The sequence below is a fragment of the Pseudomonas sp. ABC1 genome (genome assembly GCF_013395055.1).
GTDB lineage: Bacteria > Pseudomonadota > Gammaproteobacteria > Pseudomonadales > Pseudomonadaceae > Stutzerimonas.
Genome location: NZ_CP058349.1, coordinates 3,466,882 through 3,483,257, shown reverse-complemented (window position 1 = coordinate 3,483,257; position 16,376 = coordinate 3,466,882). Strand labels below are relative to the sequence as shown.

Sequence of the window (16,376 nt, the reverse complement as noted above, 5' to 3'; positions counted from 1 at the left end):
TCGACGCCCCATAACGAAGGAGCCTGGCAAATCCAGGCTCCTTGTGTGTCACTCATTCAGCCTTGGGCTGCTCGCGCAAGCGAATGTGCAGTTCGCGCAGTGCCTTGCCATCCACCTCGCCCGGCGCCTGGGTCATGACGCAAGCCGCGCTCTGGGTTTTCGGGAAGGCGATCACTTCACGGATCGACTGGGCACCGGTCATCAGCATCACCAGGCGATCCAGGCCGAATGCCAGACCACCGTGAGGCGGCGCACCGAACTTCAGCGCGTCGAGCAGGAAGCCGAACTTCTCCTGCTGCTCTTCTTCGCTGATACCGAGTACACGGAAGACCGTCTGCTGCATGGACTTGTCATGGATACGGATCGAACCACCGCCCAGTTCGGTACCGTTCAGCACCATGTCATAGGCACGCGACAGCGCGGCGGCAGGACTGGCTGCCAGCTCTTCGGGCGTGCATTTCGGCGACGTGAAGGGATGGTGCAGCGACGTCAGGCTGCCATCGTCGTTCTCCTCGAACATCGGGAAATCGACTACCCACATCGGCGCCCACTCGCAGGTCAGCAGGTCCAGGTCGTGACCCAGCTTGATACGCAGGGCGCCCAGCGCATCACTGACCACCTTGAACTTGTCGGCACCGAAGAAAACGATATCGCCATCCACCGCACCGACGCGGTCGAGAATCACGTTCAGGTTTTCTTCCGGGATGAATTTTACGATCGGCGACTGCAGGCCTTCGACGCCCTTGGCACGCTCGTTGACCTTGATATAAGCCAGGCCTCGCGCACCATAGTTGCCGACGAACTTGGTGTAGTCGTCGATCTGGCTGCGCGGCATGTTCGCCGCACCCGGTACGCGCAGCGCGGCCACACGGCCTTTCGGATCATTGGCCGGACCGCTGAAGACCTTGAACTCGACGCCCTGAAGCTGATCCGCCACATCGACCAGTTCCAGCGGGATGCGCAGGTCGGGCTTGTCCGAGCCATAACGGCGCATGGCTTCCTCGAACGGCATGTGCGGGAACTCGCCGAACTCGACCCCCAGCACTTCCTTGAACAGCTGGCGAATCATGGTTTCGGTGATACCGATGATGTCGCTCTCGTCGAGGAAGCTGGTCTCGATGTCGATCTGGGTGAATTCCGGCTGGCGGTCGGCACGCAGGTCTTCGTCACGGAAGCACTTGGCGATCTGGTAGTAACGGTCGAAGCCGGCCACCATCAACAGTTGCTTGAACAGCTGCGGCGATTGCGGCAGCGCGAAGAAGCTACCGGCATGGGTGCGGCTCGGCACCAGGTAATCGCGGGCACCTTCCGGCGTGGCGCGGGTCAGGATCGGCGTTTCCACATCGAGGAAGCCGTTTTCATCCAGGTAGCGACGGATGCTGGACGTGATGCGCGAACGCAACTTGAGCTTTTCAGCCATCTCCGGACGGCGCAGGTCGATGAAGCGATAGCGCAGGCGGGTTTCCTCGCCGACGTCGGTGTATTCGTTGAGCGGGAATGGCGGCGTCTCGGCATCGTTCAGCACTTCCAGCTCATAGCCCAGTACTTCGATGGCACCCGAAGCCATGTTCGGGTTGCGCGCGCCCTCGGGACGCAGGCGCACCTTGCCGCGCACCTTGATCACATACTCGCTGCGCACACGGTCCGCCGTGGCGAAGGTTTCCGCACGGTCCGGATCGAACACCACCTGCGCCAGCCCTTCACGGTCACGCACGTCGAGGAAGATCACCCCGCCATGGTCGCGGCGACGATGAACCCAACCGCAAAGAGTGATTTCCTGGCCGTCCAGGCTTTCGTTCAACTGGCCGCAATAGTGACTGCGCATCATGATGGTGTTCGCTTCTCGTATCTTGAATTCGTTGGGTCGCTCGGGTGCGACAAGGCAGACGGCAGCGCTTCGGCGCGCCTGGCGGCGCCTTCTCAAGGGAAAGGCCTCCGCGCCCAGGCAAAAGGCCTGACAGCCCTCCGGGCACAAGCGCGGGATTATATCCGCTTAATAGGCCTGCCGCACAGGCCCACGCCACCGAGGCCTGTGAGCCAGAACCTCAGCGCGCCAACGGCAACATGTTCTTCAAGGTATTGTCACGGCGCACATAATGGTGCCAGAGCGCCATGGCGGCATGCCCCAGAATCATTATGAAGAGCAGGTACTGGGCATAGAGATGTACGCCATGGACCACATCGCGCACGCCTTCGGAAAACCCGAGCGGACCGATATCGACCAGCCAGAACAGGCTGACCGGGCGACTGCCGAAAACCAGCCCGGTGATCGGCATAAGCAGGAGCAAGGCATAAAGCAGGCCATGCCCGAGGCGAACAGCCAGTTCCACATTTTGTTCACGGCGACGAACCAACAGGCGCAGCAGCGTCAACAACAGAACCGCGATACCCAGCGATTTGTGCAGCGTATAAACGTTGCCCTTGCCGCCCAGCAACGCCTCGAAGAACAGGTCATTACCATAGGGCAATGCGATGATCAGCAGGACCAGAATGGCGGATAGCCAGTGCAAGGCAATCTGCAAAGGCGAAAATCGAGAGGTCGTCATATTTTTTCCTATCATCAGGTTATGGCGCGGGAGCGCTTGCAGTCATCACGGCAAGCCATTCTCCCTCTCTGGCGCCACATCCTGAACGGTCACCTTTTACAGAATGTGACGACCCACACCTGCAAACCCCTGCTCCAGAGCCACTCCCGCCAGCCCGAAACATCTGCGCGCGCATGCCGCATTGACCTGGCAGAAAAAACAGGAGTGAAAAATCACAAGCACACAGACAAACACACTTCATTAGACTAAAGTAGCAACCCCAAACAGAACTCAAGAGCTGCCCCTTGCATGCAAGACAACACTGCTGAACTGGCCATGACTGTCCTGATGACGCCGGACAAAGCGAATTTTTCCGGCAATGTGCATGGCGGAACCCTGCTCAAATACCTCGATGAAGTCGCCTACGCCTGCGCCAGCCGCTATGCAGGCCACTACGTCGTCACGCTCTCTGTGGACCAGGTGATATTCCGCCAGCCCGTGCATGTCGGCGAACTGGTCACCTTCCTGGCCTCGGTCAACTACACCGGCACCACATCGATGGAAATCGGCATCAAGGTCGTGACCGAGGACATTCGCAGCAAGTCCGTACGACACACCAACAGTTGCTTCTTCACCATGGTTGCGGTCGGGGAAGAGGGTCGCCCCGTCACCATTCCGGAACTCACGCCCGTGACGACCGAACAGAAGCGACGCTTCGCCCAGGCCCAGCAACGCCGGCAGATCCGCCGGGAGCTGGAAGAGCGCTACAAGGCGATCAAAGCAGAAAACTGAGAGGAAGGTGCCTACATGGCAACCTCACCGTTGCCATGTAGAGAAGCTGCGACTTTGTGCAGGCCGCTCAGACCAGCGCAGTGTCCAGCGCCATCATCAGGCAGAAACCCACCGCCAACGCCAGGCTTGCCTCGGTGGCATGTCCGTTACGATGGGATTCGGGAATAATCTCATGGGCGACGGCGAACAGCATCGCACCGGCCGCCAATGCCAACCCCCACGGCAGCAACTGTGCGGACACGCCTACGAGCCAGGCACACAGCACAGCGAAGACAGGCTCGACCAGGCCCGAGGCCACACCGATCATCAGGGCCTTCCATCTGGAAACACCAACGCCAGCCAGCAGCAAGGCGACGATCAGCCCCTCCGGCACATCCTGCAAGGCAATGCCCAAGGCCAGGCTATCCGCCCCATCCAACCCAGCACCTGCCGCCACACCAACTGCCATCCCTTCCGGAATGTTGTGCGCCACGATGGCGATCACGAACAAGGAAACACGCCCACCGAGCACCTGGTCAGGCGCACCCTGGGCCATCGGCAACAGACGCCCGAACCCAAGCAGTGCCGAAGCACCGATAAGCAGGCCGATGCTGGCCATGGCTGCCGCGCCCCAAGGGGTATAGCCCTGCTCTCCAGCCACGTCCAAGGCGGGTATCAGCAAGGAAAAAACCGTCGCGGCGAGCATGATCCCACCACCGAGCCCCAGCAGAACGTCGGACATGCGAGCAGAGATATTACGAATAAAGAGCACCGGCAAAGCGCCCAGTGCGGTGCCGAGCGCGCACAGCATCCCCGCGCGTAATGCACGCCATATCTGCGGTTCGATACTTTCCGGAACAAGGCTGGCGGCTTGTGCCAGCAGAACGCCAACACCGCCGAGAACAAGCGAAAAACCCACCATGTAGCGGAAGATCCGCACATTGGAAGCCGTCAGGGTTTGCCACACCGTTCGCATGATTTTCTTATCCTGGACTCGCCGATCACGGGGCCTGCCAAACATGACACCACGCGGATGAGATAGAGCGAACGCAGCAAGCACCAAGAGTCATCACATACTCCACAACGGCGGCAGCGCCCGACACTACAACGGCACAGGGGTGTTACAGACTTCGACAGCAAGGTGGAACGAAGCGTTCTCGGGCCCGTCAGGCCTTCAATACGACTGGACTCGGGAATACCACAGACAGCCATCGCAGGCCTCACCCAGGGCGGATTCATGGCCTGCGACGACTCAAGGAGCTACGAAGGCTCAGGCAAGCGCTTCGCGGTAACGCCTGGCGACTTCATTCCAGTCGATGACGTTGTAGAACGCACCAATGTATTCAGGGCGACGATTCTGGTAACGCAGGTAGTAGGCATGCTCCCAGACATCCAGCCCCAGGATCGGTGTATTGCCCTGCATGAGCGGGCTGTCCTGGTTGGCGCTGCTCTCGACCACCAGACGCTTCTGCGGCGTGACGCTCAGCCAGGCCCAGCCACTGCCGAAACGGGTAAGGGCTGCCTTGGTGAACGCATCCTTGAAGGCCTCGAAACCACCGATTTGCTTGTCTATCGCCTCAGCCAGGGCACCCTCGGGAGCACCGCCGCCCGTCGGTGACATGACACTCCAGAACAGGCTGTGGTTGGCATGGCCACCACCATGGTTGATGACGGCACCACGCAGTTCACCTGGCACTTCGGCCACGCGCGACAGCAGCTCTTCCACCGGAAGATCGGCCAGGGCATTGCCCTCCAGCGCTGCATTCAGGCCATTGACATAAGTCTGGTGGTGCTTGGTGTAGTGGATTTCCATGGTCTGAGCATCGATATGAGGCTCCAGGGCATCGTAGGCATAGGGCAAGGCAGGTAGAACGTAAGTCATTTCTTTTTCCTCAATGTGACTGTCGACTGACAGGTATACAGGCCGGGTTCGGTGGCGTGGAGACTGCCAGTGACAGTTCTCCATCGGTGGTTCCATGGCCGTGTTGCGCCATGAATTGCATCAGGGCGAGGTAAGTATGGTTGCTGTGCCGCAACGCAGCCTCGCGCAACGCGGCACCAGTACGCCCACTCTGTGCGGTATCGAGCAGACGCTCATGGGCATTACGCAGGCAGCGACCGGCTTCCTGGACCTGGCCAAGCCGCAGATGCAGGTCGGCCAGGTTATGCAGGGAGACGACCAGCGCCGCCACCGCTTCATCGGCATCATGCCAGCGATCGAATAGCACCTGGGCCATGGCCAGCGCCTGCAGGTAGCCTTCTCGAGCCTCGATCATCTGGCCCGCCTCGAAACAGCGGTTGGCACTTTCTATGGTCTTTTTCCAAAGTTCCATGTCGTCGCCTCCTGACCCTCAACGCGGGTAGCGGTACGAATCAGATACCGCCTTCAGTGAGTTTTTCCGGGTTGAGCAGGCGCTCCAGCTCTTCACGCCCCAGGTCCGTCTGCTCAAGCGCGACATCGATGATCGGGCGCCCTTCCTTGTAGGCCTGCTTGGCGATTTCTGCCGCTTTCAGGTAGCCGATCAGCGGGTTGAGCGCGGTCACCAGGATCGGGTTGCGGTCGAGCGCTTCCTTGAGTTTTGGCTCGTTGACCTTGAAGCTGGCAATCGCCTTGTCAGCCAGCAGGTGACTGACGTTGCTCAGCAACTGGATGCTGTGCAGCAGGTTCTGTGCAATTACAGGCAGCATCACGTTCAGTTCGAAGTTACCCGACTGACCGGCAACGGTAATCGCAGCATCGTTACCGATCACTTGCGCAGCCACCATCGCCGTCGCTTCCGGAATCACAGGATTGACCTTGCCCGGCATGATCGAGGAACCCGGCTGCAGGGCTTCCAGCTCGATTTCGGCAAGGCCGGCCAGCGGACCGGAGTTCATCCAGCGCAGGTCATTGGCGATTTTCATCAGCGAAACGGCCGTGGTCTTCAACTGACCGGACAGGGCAACGGCTGTGTCCTGGGAACCGATCAGCGCGAAGAAGTTGTCGCCACGGGTGAACGGCAGGCCGGTCAGGCTCTTCAACTCGGCGCAGAAGGTATCGGCGAAGCGCGGGTGGGCATTGATGCCGGTCCCGACAGCCGTACCACCCTGGGCCAGGGCCTGTACGCTTGGCAGCAAGGCGCGCAGGTGCTCGATGTTGGACTGGACCTGCTGGCCCCAGCCGTCGAGCACCTGGCTCATGCGCACAGGCATGGCATCCATCAGGTGAGTGCGCCCGGTCTTGATGTAGGGGTGCACTTCCAGCGATTTCTCGCAGAGCACTTTCAGCAGGTGCCCCAACGCAGGCAGCAGGCGCTCGCTGACTTCGATGGCGGCGCTGACGTGAATGGTGGTGGGGATGATGTCATTGCTGCTCTGGCCGCAGTTGACGTGGTCGTTCGGATTGACCTTGTCGCCCAGCACGCGACTGGCCAGGGTGGCGATCACCTCATTGGCGTTCATGTTGGTGCTGGTGCCGGAGCCGGTCTGGAAGATATCCACCGGGAAATGCTGCATGAAATCACCCGCCAGCAGTTCCTTGCAGGCGGTGACGATGGCCTCGCCCTGGGCCTGGCTGATCTGGCCCAGCTCGATGTTGGCCTGTGCGGCAGCGGCCTTGGCCAGGATCAGAGCACGGACGAAAGACTCGGGCATACGCTGCCCAGAGACCGGGAAATTGTTGACCGCACGCTGGGTCTGCGCGCCATACAGGGCATCTGCCGGGACAGCCAGCTCACCCATGCTGTCGCGTTCTATACGGGTGTCACTCATAGGGGTTTCCTTCTGCCAGTTCAGCGGTTGTGAGGGAGGGTTGCAACCGCAGTGTTGCCAGGCGGTTGCGCAGGCGATTCAGTGTCTGGTGTTGCTCGCGACGATCGGCCAGGCCTTGCAGTATCTGCAGCGAACGGTACGACTGGTCCAGGCAGACGGCCCGCCAGTGCCAGGGCAGTGCCGGGTCGCAGGCGCTGTCGAGCAGCAGGTTCAGGGTCGTGGCGGCCATGCGCCAGGGGGCAATGCGGCCGTGCTCGACCAGTTGCAGACCCTGTGCCCAATGAGCATCCAGCAAACGCGGCTCATCAGGCAGAAGCGCGCAGCGAATGCGGAAGCCCTGCCAGTACCAGCAGTCGAGACAAGGCGCATTGCGGGAGCGGAATGACATCGGAGATCCTCCAGAAGCAGAACGATATTAATTCGCATAAGCGATGAATAATCAACTACTTTTGTGAGTCGCTCGTTTATCTGCAGCCACTGAGAGGCCACGACGCAGGCATCGCCGCCTCAACCTTCAGCTGGCAGGTGTCTGGAGAACTATCGAGGTTGTCAACGCAGCAATGGATGTATTGCTGGCAAAGCGATGAATGAGACCTTGGACAGCGCCCCGGATTGCCCGGGGCGGCGTTGATTGAATACTCGAAGCAATATCCCCGAACGAGCGCAGCATAAAGGCGCGAGCTATCGACAGCTCACGCCCGCCCTGCCGCTACGCTCGAATCAACGATCGTGGGGAATGTGCTCAGGCCTCTGGTTTCTTGCGGCGCAGCGGCGCCATACCGTCCTGGCTGACGACTTGCGATGCTTGCGGCTTGCTGGCGCGTGGACGCTTGGCGGACGGTTTGGCCTTCTTGTCCGCAGGCTTTTTCTTGTCGTCCTTTTTCTTCTTGCTGCCTGCTGCTTTGCCAGAGGCTTTCAGGTTCTTCGGCCCCTGATAGGTGCCTTTCAGCCCCGGAATGACCCGACGCTCGAAACGCTGCTTGAGATAGCGCTCGATGCTGGACATCAGATTCCAGTCGTTATGGCAGATCAGCGAGATGGCCACGCCCTCTCCGCCCGCACGGCCAGTCCGCCCGGTCCGATGGACGTACTCATCGCCCGAGCGCGGCATGTCGAAGTTGATGACCAGGTCCAAACCGTCGATATCCAGGCCGCGCGCTGCCACATCGGTGGCGACCAGCACCTTGACGCCGCCTTGCTTGAGCCGCTCGATGGCCAGCTTGCGCTCCTTCTGGTCCTTCTCGCCATGCAGGATGAAGGCCTTGACCTCGTTGGCGATCAATCGCCCATAAAGACGGTCGGCCTGGGCGCGGGTGTTGGTGAAGATCACCGCTTTCTGGTAGGTCTCATTGGCCAGCAGCCAGTGCACCAGACGCTCTTTATGCGCAGGATCGTCAGCCGTGATGATCTGCTGGCGAATACCCTCGCTCAGTTCGCTGACCAGGTTGAGCTTGAGGTGCAGCGGCTCCTTGAGCACTTGCGCGACCATCTCACGCAGACCGTTGCCACCACTGGTCGCGGAGAACAGCAGGGTCTGGTGCTTGTCACCGCAGGTGGTGACCAGGCGCTGCACGTCTTCGGAGAAGCCCATGTCGAGCATGCGATCCGCTTCGTCGAGCACCACCACTTCCACGTCGCCGAGCACCAGGGTGCCGGCATTCAGGTGCTCGATCAGGCGCCCCGGCGTACCGATGAGGATGTCAGGCACCTTGCGCAGCATGGCGGCCTGCACCTTGAAATCCTCGCCACCGGTGACGATGCCGGACTTGATGAACGTGAACTGCGAAAAACGCTCCACTTCCTTGAGGGTCTGCTGTGCCAGTTCGCGGGTCGGCAGCAGGATCAGCGCCCGCACATCGACACGCGGCTGGGCATCACCGATCAGGCGGTTGAGCAACGGCAGGACGAAGGCGGCGGTCTTGCCACTGCCGGTCTGGGCGATCACGCGCAAATCGCGCCCCTCGATGGCAGGTGGAATGGCCGCGACCTGCACCGGGGTCGGCTCGGTGAACCCGAGTTCGGCTACAGCCTTGAGCAGGCGCTCATGCAGGGCGAATTGGTCGAACAAGGGCAAATACCTCAAGCAATCTGGGAAAGCTGCATAGGTTACCCGGTCCGCTGCAAGAAAGCCGCACTCATATGTACGGAGCCCCGACCGAGAAAAGGCATAATGGCGCAAGTCCTGGTTCATCCCCAGGCTCGCTGTACGCCAGGAAAACGGCCAGCCGCATGGCCCGCATGACTCGCAGAGGTCCGCCGACACATGAAGACACCCCGCGTCACCCTGGAACAATGGCGCACCCTGCAAGCCGTCATCGATCATGGCGGCTTCGCCCAGGCCGCCGAAGCGCTGCATCGCTCCCAGTCGTCGGTCAGCTATACCGTGGCCCGCATGCAGGAGCAGTTGGGTGTGCCGCTGCTGCGCATCGAAGGGCGCAAGGCCGTATTGACCGAGGCCGGCGAGGTGCTGCTGCGGCGCTCGCGTCAACTGGTCAGCCAGGCCGGCCAACTGGAGGAGCTTGCCCAGCACATGGAACAGGGCTGGGAGGCCGAAGTCCGGCTCGTGGTGGATGCCGCCTACCCTTACGCCAGCCTGCTCAATGCCCTCACCGAGTTCATGCCGCGCAGCCGTGGCTGCCGGGTGCGCCTGCGCGAGGAGGTTCTGTCCGGCGTGGAGGACGTGCTCAAGGACGGCACCGCCGACCTGGCCGTGAGCGGCCTGAATATCACCGGCTACCTGGGCAACGAGCTCTGCTCGGTGGAGTTCGTGGCGGTCGCCCGGCACGATCATCCCTTGCACCAGTTGCAGCGCAAACTGAGCGTGCAGGATTTGCAGAGCCACATGCAGGTGGTGGTCCGCGACTCCGGCCATCGCCAGCCACGCGACGCCGGCTGGCTGGGCGCGGAACAGCGCTGGACCGTCGGCAGCCTGGCGACCTCGGTCGCCTTCGTCAGCAGTGGCCTGGGCTTCGCCTGGTTGCCACGGCACATGATCGAAAGGGAGCTGACCGAAGGTACTCTCAAACCCCTGCCCTTGGTCCAAGGCAGTATTCGCCGGATCCTCTTCCATCTTTACACTAACCACGCCAAGCCCCTCGGGCCGGCCACGCAGATTCTGATAGAGCTGCTCAAGGCGTCGGTACAAGCCGACCGTGCAACGCTCTGATGCCCACCCTTCCAAGGAAACGCCAAGATGCTGAAACGCCTGACACTCGCAGCCTGTGCCCTGTTGTTCACCAGCCACCTGCTGGCCGCGGATAATCCTCGCGTCCTGCTCAGCACCAGCCTCGGTGAGATAGAAATCGAACTGGAAGCGGAGAAAGCCCCCATCAGCGTGAAGAACTTCCTCGAATACGTGGACAGCGGCTTCTATGACAACACGGTCTTCCACCGCGTCATCCCGGGCTTCATGATCCAGGGCGGCGGCTTCAACGACAGCCTGCAGGAAAAGCCCACCCGCGACCCGATCAAGAACGAAGCGGACAATGGCCTGCACAACGTCCGTGGCACCCTGGCCATGGCGCGTACCCAGCGCGTCGACTCGGCGACCAGCCAGTTCTTCATCAACCACCGCGACAACGCATTCATCGACCATGGCGTGCGCGACTTCGGCTACGCAGTGTTCGGTCGCGTGGTCACCGGTATGAACGTCGTCGACCAGATCGCCCAGATCCCGACCGGTCGCAGCGGCATGATGCAGAACGTACCCCTGCAACCCGTAACGATCCTCAAGGCCAGCCGGCTGTAACCACTGGCCCGAGGCGCCTGCTAAAGGGGGAAACCCGCATGAACAGCCCACTCAACAGCCCCGACGGTGAAGCCGCGTTTCTACAGACGTTGCTCAGCGCCGAACGCGCCGGCGCCAAAGTGGCCGGCGACAGCCTGCAAGGGCCGCTCACGGAGGCGCAGCGCAGCCTTCTGGAGCAGGTGCGCCAGGGCGAGATCGAAAGTTGCGGGCATGTACTCAACTGTTTGCGACGGCTGCAACTGACGCCCAACCGCGAGATCGGTGACTTCTATCGCAAGGCGATGGCTATCGAGTCAGTCGAGGAGCGCCTGCGCTTCGTCGACAAGGGCCAGCAGTGGGTCATCCGCAAGTTGCGCGAGTACCTGCCCGGTTGCGGCGACCCGGTGATTCGCGATGAACTGGAGCAGATGCTGCTGATCCACGAGCGGAACAGTCACCCCTCGGCCTGACGGTAGGGCAGCGCCTGCCGGGCGGCCTCGGCATAGGCCTGCACCTCGCGGCGTTCCTGCCGCAGAAATTCATCCACGGCATCGCGCAGGCCGGGATGCTGCAAGTAGTGCCATGAGCGCGTGATCCGGGGTTCGAAGCCCCGGATCAACTTGTGTTCACCCTGCGCCCCCGCATCGAAGTGCTGCAAACCTGCCGCGATCGCCTGCTCGATACCCTGGTAGAAGCAGGTCTCGAAATGCAGCCGGTCGAAGTCGCCCAGGCATCCCCAGTAGCGCCCATACAGGTTGTCAGCATCCTGCAAGCTGAAGGCCATCGCCTTCGGCTGGCCGGCCTGACGGGCGAAGACCACACGAATGGCCTCGGGCATGCGTTCGGCCAGCAGGCTGAAGAAATCCCGCGACAGGTAGGGCGAACGGCCCCGCACATGGTAGGTATTGGCATAACAGGCATGGACAAAGTCCCATTCGCCCTCGCTCAGTTCGCCCCCCGAGCGCCAGTCGAAAGCGATGCCCTGTGCCATCACCTGCTCACGCTCCTTGCGCACCTGCTTGCGTTTGCGCGACGTCAGGCTGTCGAGAAAATCCTGGAAATCCCGATAGCCCCGGTTATGCCAGAGGTACTGGCAGCCCAGGCGCGGCAACCAGCCCGGACGCCCGCTCAGCAGTTCATCGCTTTGCGCATCGGTAAAGTTCACATGCACGCCGGAAACGCCCATCTCAGGCAACTCGGCCAGCAAATGGTCGAGCAAAGGTTCCGCCGCGCCCAGCAGACGCGACCCCGTGACCGGCGTAAAAGGCACGGCGCACAGAAGTTTCGGGTAATAGGCGATACCGGCACGCTGGCAGGCATCCGCCCAGGCCCAATCGAACACGTACTCGCCGTAGGAGTGCTGCTTCAGGTACAGCGGCATCGCCGCCAGCAGTTCGCCTTGCTCGTCATGCAGTACGCGATGCCGGGCTTGCCAGCCACTGCCTGCGCCGACACTGCCACTCTCTTCCAGTGCGCTCAGGAAGCCATGGCGCAGGAATGGCTGAGTGGCGCCCGGCAAGGCATCCCAGGCCGCGGCGGGGAGATCGGCAATTCGTGACAGTGTGAGTATCGGCATGGGCGACAGTCTGCCATGGCATGTCGGGAGAAAGAATCGACCGAAGGCCCCGAAGTCGAGACCTTGCAGGCCATGGGGTCAAGGGACGCGCGGCGCCCCCTGTATCAGAAGGCCGCTCTCACTTGCGCAGATCCGGCGGGATGGGCAGGTCGCCCAAGGCATCAGGGCGACGCCCTTTGCCGCTGCGGTGCTGGCGCAACTGATAGACATAGGCCAGGACCTGGGCGACGGCCAGGTACAGGCCGGCGGGAATTTCCTGATCCAGTTCGGTCGAGTAATAGACCGCACGCGCCAGGGCCGGGGACTCCAGAATCGTCACCTTATGCTCCTGCGCCACCTCGCGAATCTTCAGCGCCAGATGGTCACCGCCCTTCGCCAGCAGCTTCGGTGCCCCGCCGCCATTGGCGTCGTACTTGAGCGCCACGGCAAAGTGGGTCGGGTTGGTGATGACCACATCCGCTTCCGGAACGGCCTGCATCATGCGCCGCTCGGCCGCCGCACGCTGCATCTGACGGATCTTCGACTTGACCTCGGGCTTGCCTTCGCTGTCCTTGTACTCGTCGCGGACTTCCTGCTTGGTCATCATCAGCTTTTTCTTGTGGTCCCAAAGCTGGAACGGGACGTCCACCGCCGCGATCAGGATCAGCCCGCACGCCATCCACAGGGCGCACCAGCCGACCGTCTGCACGCTGTGGATGATGGCCAGGTCCAGCGGCTGCTTGGTGATCGACAGAAGGTCATCCTGATAGCTCCTGAGAACGAGCAGTGCCACGGTCAGGACCACGAGGAACTTGCCCAGTGCCTTGAGCAGTTCCACCAATGACTTGGCGGAAAACATCCGCTTGATACCGGACAACGGGTTCATGCGGCTGAACTTGGGCGCCATGGCTTTCGTGGAAAACAGCCAGCCGCCCAGGGAAATCGGGCCAACGATGGAGACGATCAGCAGCACGATCAGCAATGGCAGGGTGGCTTCCAGCGCGATCATGCCGTTGTGCAGCAACAGCATGCTCATGGTGCTTTCGTCCAGCACGGCCTCCCGGCTCAGCTCGAAGCTGTCGCGCATCAGCGCCATGATGCTGTGCGCCATACCTCCGCCCGTGGCCAGCAGGCCGCCGATTCCGCCCAGGGTCACAGCGACGGTATTCAGCTCACGCGAGCGCGCCAACTGCCCCTTGTCACGGGATTCGCGCAGGCGCTTGTCCGTGGGCTGTTCGCTCTTGTCCGCCCCACTCTCGCTCTCAGCCATCTCGGCCCTCCCATGCGCTCATCAGGGCGACCCCGCCAACTCACGCAGCATCTGCAAGGCTTCGGTGGCAAGCACCTGGTATTGCGCAAGGATATCGGCCATGCCGATCCAGACGATCACCAGGCCCAGCACAAGCGTCAACGGAAAGCCGATGCTGAAGATGTTCAACTGCGGTGCGGCACGGGTCATCAGGCCGAAGGCCAGGTTGATCACCAGCAGTGCGGTGATCGCCGGCAGCACCAGCAACAGCCCCGCGCCCAGTACCCAGCCCAGCTTGCTCGCCACTTCCCAGTAATGCCCGGTGGTCAGCCCCCCGCCCACTGGCAGGGTGGTGAAACTCTCCACCAGCACCTCGAACACCACCAGATGGCCGTTCATCGCCAGGAACAGCAGCACTACCAGCATATTGAAGAACTGGCCGAACACCGGCACGGAGACGCCATTGGCCGGATCGACCATCGAGGCGAAGCCCAGGCCCATCTGCATCGCCAGCAGTTGCCCGGAGACGATGAAGACATGGAAGAAAAGCTGCAGCACGAAGCCGAGCATCACACCGATCAGTACCTGCTCAATGACCAGGAACATGGCCGGCAGGGTCAACGCATCCACCGCCGGCATGGCGGGCAGTGCCGGCACCAGCGCCACGGTCATGGCCACTGCCAGATACAGGCGGATACGCACGGGCACCAGTTGTGTACCGATGATGGGCATGGTCATCAGCAACGCGGCGATGCGAAAGAGCGGCAGCATGAACTGCCCCACCCAACCACCGATCTGCGCATCGCTCAGTTCCAGCATGGCGCTAACCGATCAGTAACGGGATGTTCTGGAACAGTTCCTGGGTGTACTCCATCAGTTGTCGCACCATCCACGGCCCGGCCCAGATCAGCGTCAGCAGCATCACCAACAAGCGCGGTAGAAAGCTCAGGGTCTGTTCGTTGATCTGCGTCGCAGCCTGGAACATGGCCACCAGCAGGCCGATCAGCAGGCTGGGCATCACCAGGATGCCAACCATCATGGCAGTCATCCACAGGCCGCCCCGGAACAGATCGACAGCGACTTCAGGCGTCATGGCGAGCCTCCTAGAGTGTGCCGAAACTGCCGGCCAGGGTGCCGATGATCAACCCCCAGCCGTCGACCAGCACGAACAGCATGATCTTGAACGGCAGGGAAATGATCAGTGGCGACAACATCATCATGCCCATGGCCATCAGCACGCTGGCCACCACCATATCGATGATCAGGAACGGGATGAAGATCATGAAGCCGATCTGGAAGGCCGTCTTCAACTCCGAGGTGACGAAGGCCGGGATCAGAATGGTCAGCGGCGCGGTGTCCGGACTCTGGATATCGGTGCGCCGGGACAGTCGCACAAACAGTTCCAGGTCGCTTTCCCGGGTCTGCGCCAGCATGAAATCGCGAATCGGCCCCTCTGCGCGAACGATCGCCTCCTGGGCGGTCAGCTCTTCCTTCAGGTAGGGCTGCAGTGCCTGCTCGTTCATGCGCTCGAATACCGGCGCCATGATGAAGATCGTCAGGAACATCGCCAACCCCAGCAGTATCTGGTTCGACGGCGTCTGCTGCAGGCCCATCGCCTGGCGCAGGATGGAAAAGACGATGATGATGCGGGTAAAACTGGTCATCAGCATGACGAACGCCGGGATGAACCCCAGCGCCGTCATGATCATCAGGATCTGCAGGCTGACCGAATACTCCTGCTGCCCCTCAGCATTGGTGCTCAGGGTGATCGCCGAAATAGACAGCGGATCGTTGGGCGCCGCCAGCGCCAGCGGGGCCAGCAGCAACAGCGACAAGGCGAGCGAAGAACGCCAGAGAGACATCAGGGCTTGTCCTTTTGGTCCTTGCCCAGCAGCTCCATGAGGCGCTTGGCGAATTCGGTATTGGCCGGTGCTGCGGTGGGCGCAACCGCCACCGGCTCCTTGAGCACATGCAGGGGTGTGATGCGTCCTGCGGTCAGGCCAAGCAGCACTTGCTCGTTACCGACCTGCACCAGCACCAAGCGCTCGCGGGCACCAAGCGTCTGCGAGGAAACGATCTGGATGGTCTGGTTGCCACGCGGCGTCAGGCGCTGCACCCGGCGCAGCACCCAGGCCAGCAGAAAGATCAGGCCGACCACCAGCAACAGCGCGCCCAGCAGACGCCCCAACTGGGCACCCATCTCGGCACCGTTCATGGCGCCAGCCGGCTCCGCGGCCAGGAGCGGCAGCGGTAGGCAGCACAGGGCCGCCAGCGACCATCGCAGAGACATGCTCAACGCAGCTTCTTGATACGTTCGGTGGGGCTGATCACGTCGGTCAGGCGGATACCGAACTTCTCGTTCACCACCACCACCTCACCGTGTGCGATCAGCGTACCGTTGACCAGTACGTCCAGCGGCTCACCGGCCAGGCGATCCAGCTCCACCACCGACCCTTGGTTGAGTTGCAGCAGGTTGCGGATGCTGATCTCGGTGCTACCGACTTCCATGGAAATGGACACCGGGATATCCAGGATCACGTCCAGATTCGGGCCGTCCAGGCCGACCGGCTGGCCATTGTGCCGTGGCGCCTGGCCGAACTCTTCGAGCGGGGCCTTGGGTGCCGCGGGCGCTGAAGGCACACCCTGGTTCAGCAATGCGTCGATATCGTCCTGGCTGGAGTCGCCCGCCTCGGCCAGCGCCGCCGCCCACTCATCGGCCAGCGCCTGGTCATCGGGGGATACGTTTTCTTTCTCATCGGCCATCGGTAATCCTCGGCGAGCTCGAATAGGGTTGAAAGC

At 61.7% G+C, this 16,376-nt stretch carries 19 protein-coding genes; 4 read left to right on the top strand and 15 right to left on the bottom strand.

Annotated features, from left to right (window positions below; translation table 11 throughout):
* Positions 1-52: 52 nt before the first annotated feature.
* Together aspS and HW090_RS15235 are read right to left on the bottom strand one after the other, a co-directional pair.
* Complete coding sequence (aspS, locus tag HW090_RS15240; RefSeq protein WP_179114317.1) at positions 53-1,828, bottom strand: aspartate--tRNA ligase; 1,776 nt, start codon at positions 1,826-1,828, stop codon at positions 53-55.
* 217 nt (positions 1,829-2,045) lie between these two features.
* Complete coding sequence (locus tag HW090_RS15235) at positions 2,046-2,546, bottom strand: cytochrome b (RefSeq protein ID WP_179114316.1); 501 nt, start codon at positions 2,544-2,546, stop codon at positions 2,046-2,048.
* A gap of 288 nt (positions 2,547-2,834) precedes the next feature.
* On the opposite strand from HW090_RS15235, the gene HW090_RS15230 reads away from it, so the two are divergent.
* Positions 2,835-3,317 (top strand): acyl-CoA thioesterase, encoded by a 483-nt coding sequence (locus HW090_RS15230; RefSeq protein ID WP_179114315.1) that lies wholly within the window; start codon positions 2,835-2,837, stop codon positions 3,315-3,317.
* Positions 3,318-3,384: 67 nt separating this feature from the next.
* Here the strand turns inward: HW090_RS15230 and HW090_RS15225 are convergent, their stop codons facing one another.
* From HW090_RS15225 to HW090_RS15200, 6 genes are all read right to left on the bottom strand, one after another.
* On the bottom strand, positions 3,385-4,272 hold the full coding sequence (locus HW090_RS15225) for a ZIP family metal transporter (RefSeq protein ID WP_179114314.1): 888 nt from the start codon (positions 4,270-4,272) through the stop codon (positions 3,385-3,387).
* A 294-nt stretch (positions 4,273-4,566) separates the two neighbouring features.
* Positions 4,567-5,178, bottom strand: a complete 612-nt coding sequence (locus HW090_RS15220; protein WP_179114313.1) for a superoxide dismutase — start codon at positions 5,176-5,178, stop codon at positions 4,567-4,569.
* A 10-nt stretch (positions 5,179-5,188) separates the two neighbouring features.
* Positions 5,189-5,629, bottom strand: coding sequence for a hypothetical protein (locus HW090_RS15215; RefSeq protein WP_179114312.1), 441 nt, complete (start codon positions 5,627-5,629; stop codon positions 5,189-5,191).
* Between the two features lie 40 nt (positions 5,630-5,669).
* The gene (gene fumC, locus HW090_RS15210) at positions 5,670-7,046 is read right to left on the bottom strand and encodes a class II fumarate hydratase FumC (protein WP_179114311.1); all 1,377 of its coding nucleotides are present in this window, start codon (positions 7,044-7,046) and stop codon (positions 5,670-5,672) included.
* A complete protein-coding gene (locus HW090_RS15205; protein ID WP_179114310.1) occupies positions 7,039-7,434 on the bottom strand; it encodes a FagA protein in 396 nt (131 codons plus the stop codon). The genes fumC and HW090_RS15205 overlap by 8 nt, the downstream gene beginning before the upstream one ends.
* A gap of 354 nt (positions 7,435-7,788) precedes the next feature.
* Positions 7,789-9,114: a DEAD/DEAH box helicase gene (locus HW090_RS15200; protein ID WP_179114309.1), complete on the bottom strand. Its 1,326-nt coding sequence runs from the start codon at positions 9,112-9,114 to the stop codon at positions 7,789-7,791.
* 195 nt (positions 9,115-9,309) lie between these two features.
* On the opposite strand from HW090_RS15200, the gene HW090_RS15195 reads away from it, so the two are divergent.
* Genes HW090_RS15195 through HW090_RS15185 form a run of 3 tightly spaced genes read left to right on the top strand, consistent with a single transcriptional unit; the run spans position 9,310 to position 11,243 of the window.
* The gene (locus HW090_RS15195) at positions 9,310-10,212 is read left to right on the top strand and encodes a LysR family transcriptional regulator (protein ID WP_179114308.1); all 903 of its coding nucleotides are present in this window, start codon (positions 9,310-9,312) and stop codon (positions 10,210-10,212) included.
* Positions 10,213-10,239: 27 nt separating this feature from the next.
* A complete protein-coding gene (locus tag HW090_RS15190; protein WP_179114307.1) occupies positions 10,240-10,794 on the top strand; it encodes a peptidylprolyl isomerase in 555 nt (184 codons plus the stop codon).
* 38 nt (positions 10,795-10,832) lie between these two features.
* The gene (locus HW090_RS15185) at positions 10,833-11,243 is read left to right on the top strand and encodes a DUF6306 domain-containing protein (RefSeq protein ID WP_179114306.1); all 411 of its coding nucleotides are present in this window, start codon (positions 10,833-10,835) and stop codon (positions 11,241-11,243) included.
* On the opposite strand, the gene HW090_RS15180 is transcribed toward HW090_RS15185, so the two are convergent.
* From HW090_RS15180 to fliN, 7 genes are all read right to left on the bottom strand, one after another.
* Positions 11,228-12,349 carry a GNAT family N-acetyltransferase gene (locus tag HW090_RS15180; RefSeq protein WP_179114305.1) on the bottom strand — a complete coding sequence of 374 codons (1,122 nt, stop codon included), beginning with the start codon at positions 12,347-12,349 and terminating at the stop codon, positions 11,228-11,230. The genes HW090_RS15185 and HW090_RS15180 overlap by 16 nt on opposite strands.
* A gap of 118 nt (positions 12,350-12,467) precedes the next feature.
* On the bottom strand, positions 12,468-13,598 hold the full coding sequence (gene flhB, locus HW090_RS15175) for a flagellar biosynthesis protein FlhB (protein ID WP_179114304.1): 1,131 nt from the start codon (positions 13,596-13,598) through the stop codon (positions 12,468-12,470).
* 21 nt (positions 13,599-13,619) lie between these two features.
* Entirely contained in the window at positions 13,620-14,396 is a 777-nt protein-coding gene (gene fliR, locus HW090_RS15170; RefSeq protein WP_179114303.1) for a flagellar biosynthetic protein FliR, read from the bottom strand.
* A 4-nt stretch (positions 14,397-14,400) separates the two neighbouring features.
* Positions 14,401-14,670 (bottom strand): flagellar biosynthesis protein FliQ, encoded by a 270-nt coding sequence (gene fliQ, locus HW090_RS15165; protein WP_179114302.1) that lies wholly within the window; start codon positions 14,668-14,670, stop codon positions 14,401-14,403.
* A gap of 10 nt (positions 14,671-14,680) precedes the next feature.
* Positions 14,681-15,439: a flagellar type III secretion system pore protein FliP gene (fliP, locus tag HW090_RS15160; RefSeq protein ID WP_179114301.1), complete on the bottom strand. Its 759-nt coding sequence runs from the start codon at positions 15,437-15,439 to the stop codon at positions 14,681-14,683.
* Complete coding sequence (gene fliO, locus HW090_RS15155) at positions 15,439-15,867, bottom strand: flagellar biosynthetic protein FliO (protein WP_179114300.1); 429 nt, start codon at positions 15,865-15,867, stop codon at positions 15,439-15,441. The genes fliP and fliO overlap by 1 nt, the downstream gene beginning before the upstream one ends.
* Before the next feature lie 2 nt (positions 15,868-15,869).
* A complete protein-coding gene (gene fliN, locus HW090_RS15150) occupies positions 15,870-16,340 on the bottom strand; it encodes a flagellar motor switch protein FliN (protein WP_179114299.1) in 471 nt (156 codons plus the stop codon).
* Between the last annotated feature and the right edge of the window lie 36 nt (positions 16,341-16,376).

Coding starts and splice junctions, on each gene's coding strand:
- fliQ (WP_179114302.1), bottom strand. CDS start 14,670: ATGACGCCTGAAGTCGCTGTCGATCTGTTCCGGGGCGGCCTGTGGATG.
- fumC (WP_179114311.1), bottom strand. CDS start 7,046: ATGAGTGACACCCGTATAGAACGCGACAGCATGGGTGAGCTGGCTGTC.
- HW090_RS15225 (WP_179114314.1), bottom strand. CDS start 4,272: ATGCGAACGGTGTGGCAAACCCTGACGGCTTCCAATGTGCGGATCTTC.
- fliP (WP_179114301.1), bottom strand. CDS start 15,439: ATGTCTCTCTGGCGTTCTTCGCTCGCCTTGTCGCTGTTGCTGCTGGCC.
- HW090_RS15190 (WP_179114307.1), top strand. CDS start 10,240: ATGCTGAAACGCCTGACACTCGCAGCCTGTGCCCTGTTGTTCACCAGC.
- HW090_RS15205 (WP_179114310.1), bottom strand. CDS start 7,434: ATGTCATTCCGCTCCCGCAATGCGCCTTGTCTCGACTGCTGGTACTGG.
- HW090_RS15180 (WP_179114305.1), bottom strand. CDS start 12,349: ATGCCGATACTCACACTGTCACGAATTGCCGATCTCCCCGCCGCGGCC.
- fliR (WP_179114303.1), bottom strand. CDS start 14,396: ATGCTGGAACTGAGCGATGCGCAGATCGGTGGTTGGGTGGGGCAGTTC.
- fliN (WP_179114299.1), bottom strand. CDS start 16,340: ATGGCCGATGAGAAAGAAAACGTATCCCCCGATGACCAGGCGCTGGCC.
- HW090_RS15185 (WP_179114306.1), top strand. CDS start 10,833: ATGAACAGCCCACTCAACAGCCCCGACGGTGAAGCCGCGTTTCTACAG.
- HW090_RS15195 (WP_179114308.1), top strand. CDS start 9,310: ATGAAGACACCCCGCGTCACCCTGGAACAATGGCGCACCCTGCAAGCC.
- HW090_RS15230 (WP_179114315.1), top strand. CDS start 2,835: ATGCAAGACAACACTGCTGAACTGGCCATGACTGTCCTGATGACGCCG.
- HW090_RS15220 (WP_179114313.1), bottom strand. CDS start 5,178: ATGACTTACGTTCTACCTGCCTTGCCCTATGCCTACGATGCCCTGGAG.
- aspS (WP_179114317.1), bottom strand. CDS start 1,828: ATGATGCGCAGTCACTATTGCGGCCAGTTGAACGAAAGCCTGGACGGC.
- HW090_RS15215 (WP_179114312.1), bottom strand. CDS start 5,629: ATGGAACTTTGGAAAAAGACCATAGAAAGTGCCAACCGCTGTTTCGAG.
- fliO (WP_179114300.1), bottom strand. CDS start 15,867: ATGTCTCTGCGATGGTCGCTGGCGGCCCTGTGCTGCCTACCGCTGCCG.
- HW090_RS15235 (WP_179114316.1), bottom strand. CDS start 2,546: ATGACGACCTCTCGATTTTCGCCTTTGCAGATTGCCTTGCACTGGCTA.
- flhB (WP_179114304.1), bottom strand. CDS start 13,598: ATGGCTGAGAGCGAGAGTGGGGCGGACAAGAGCGAACAGCCCACGGAC.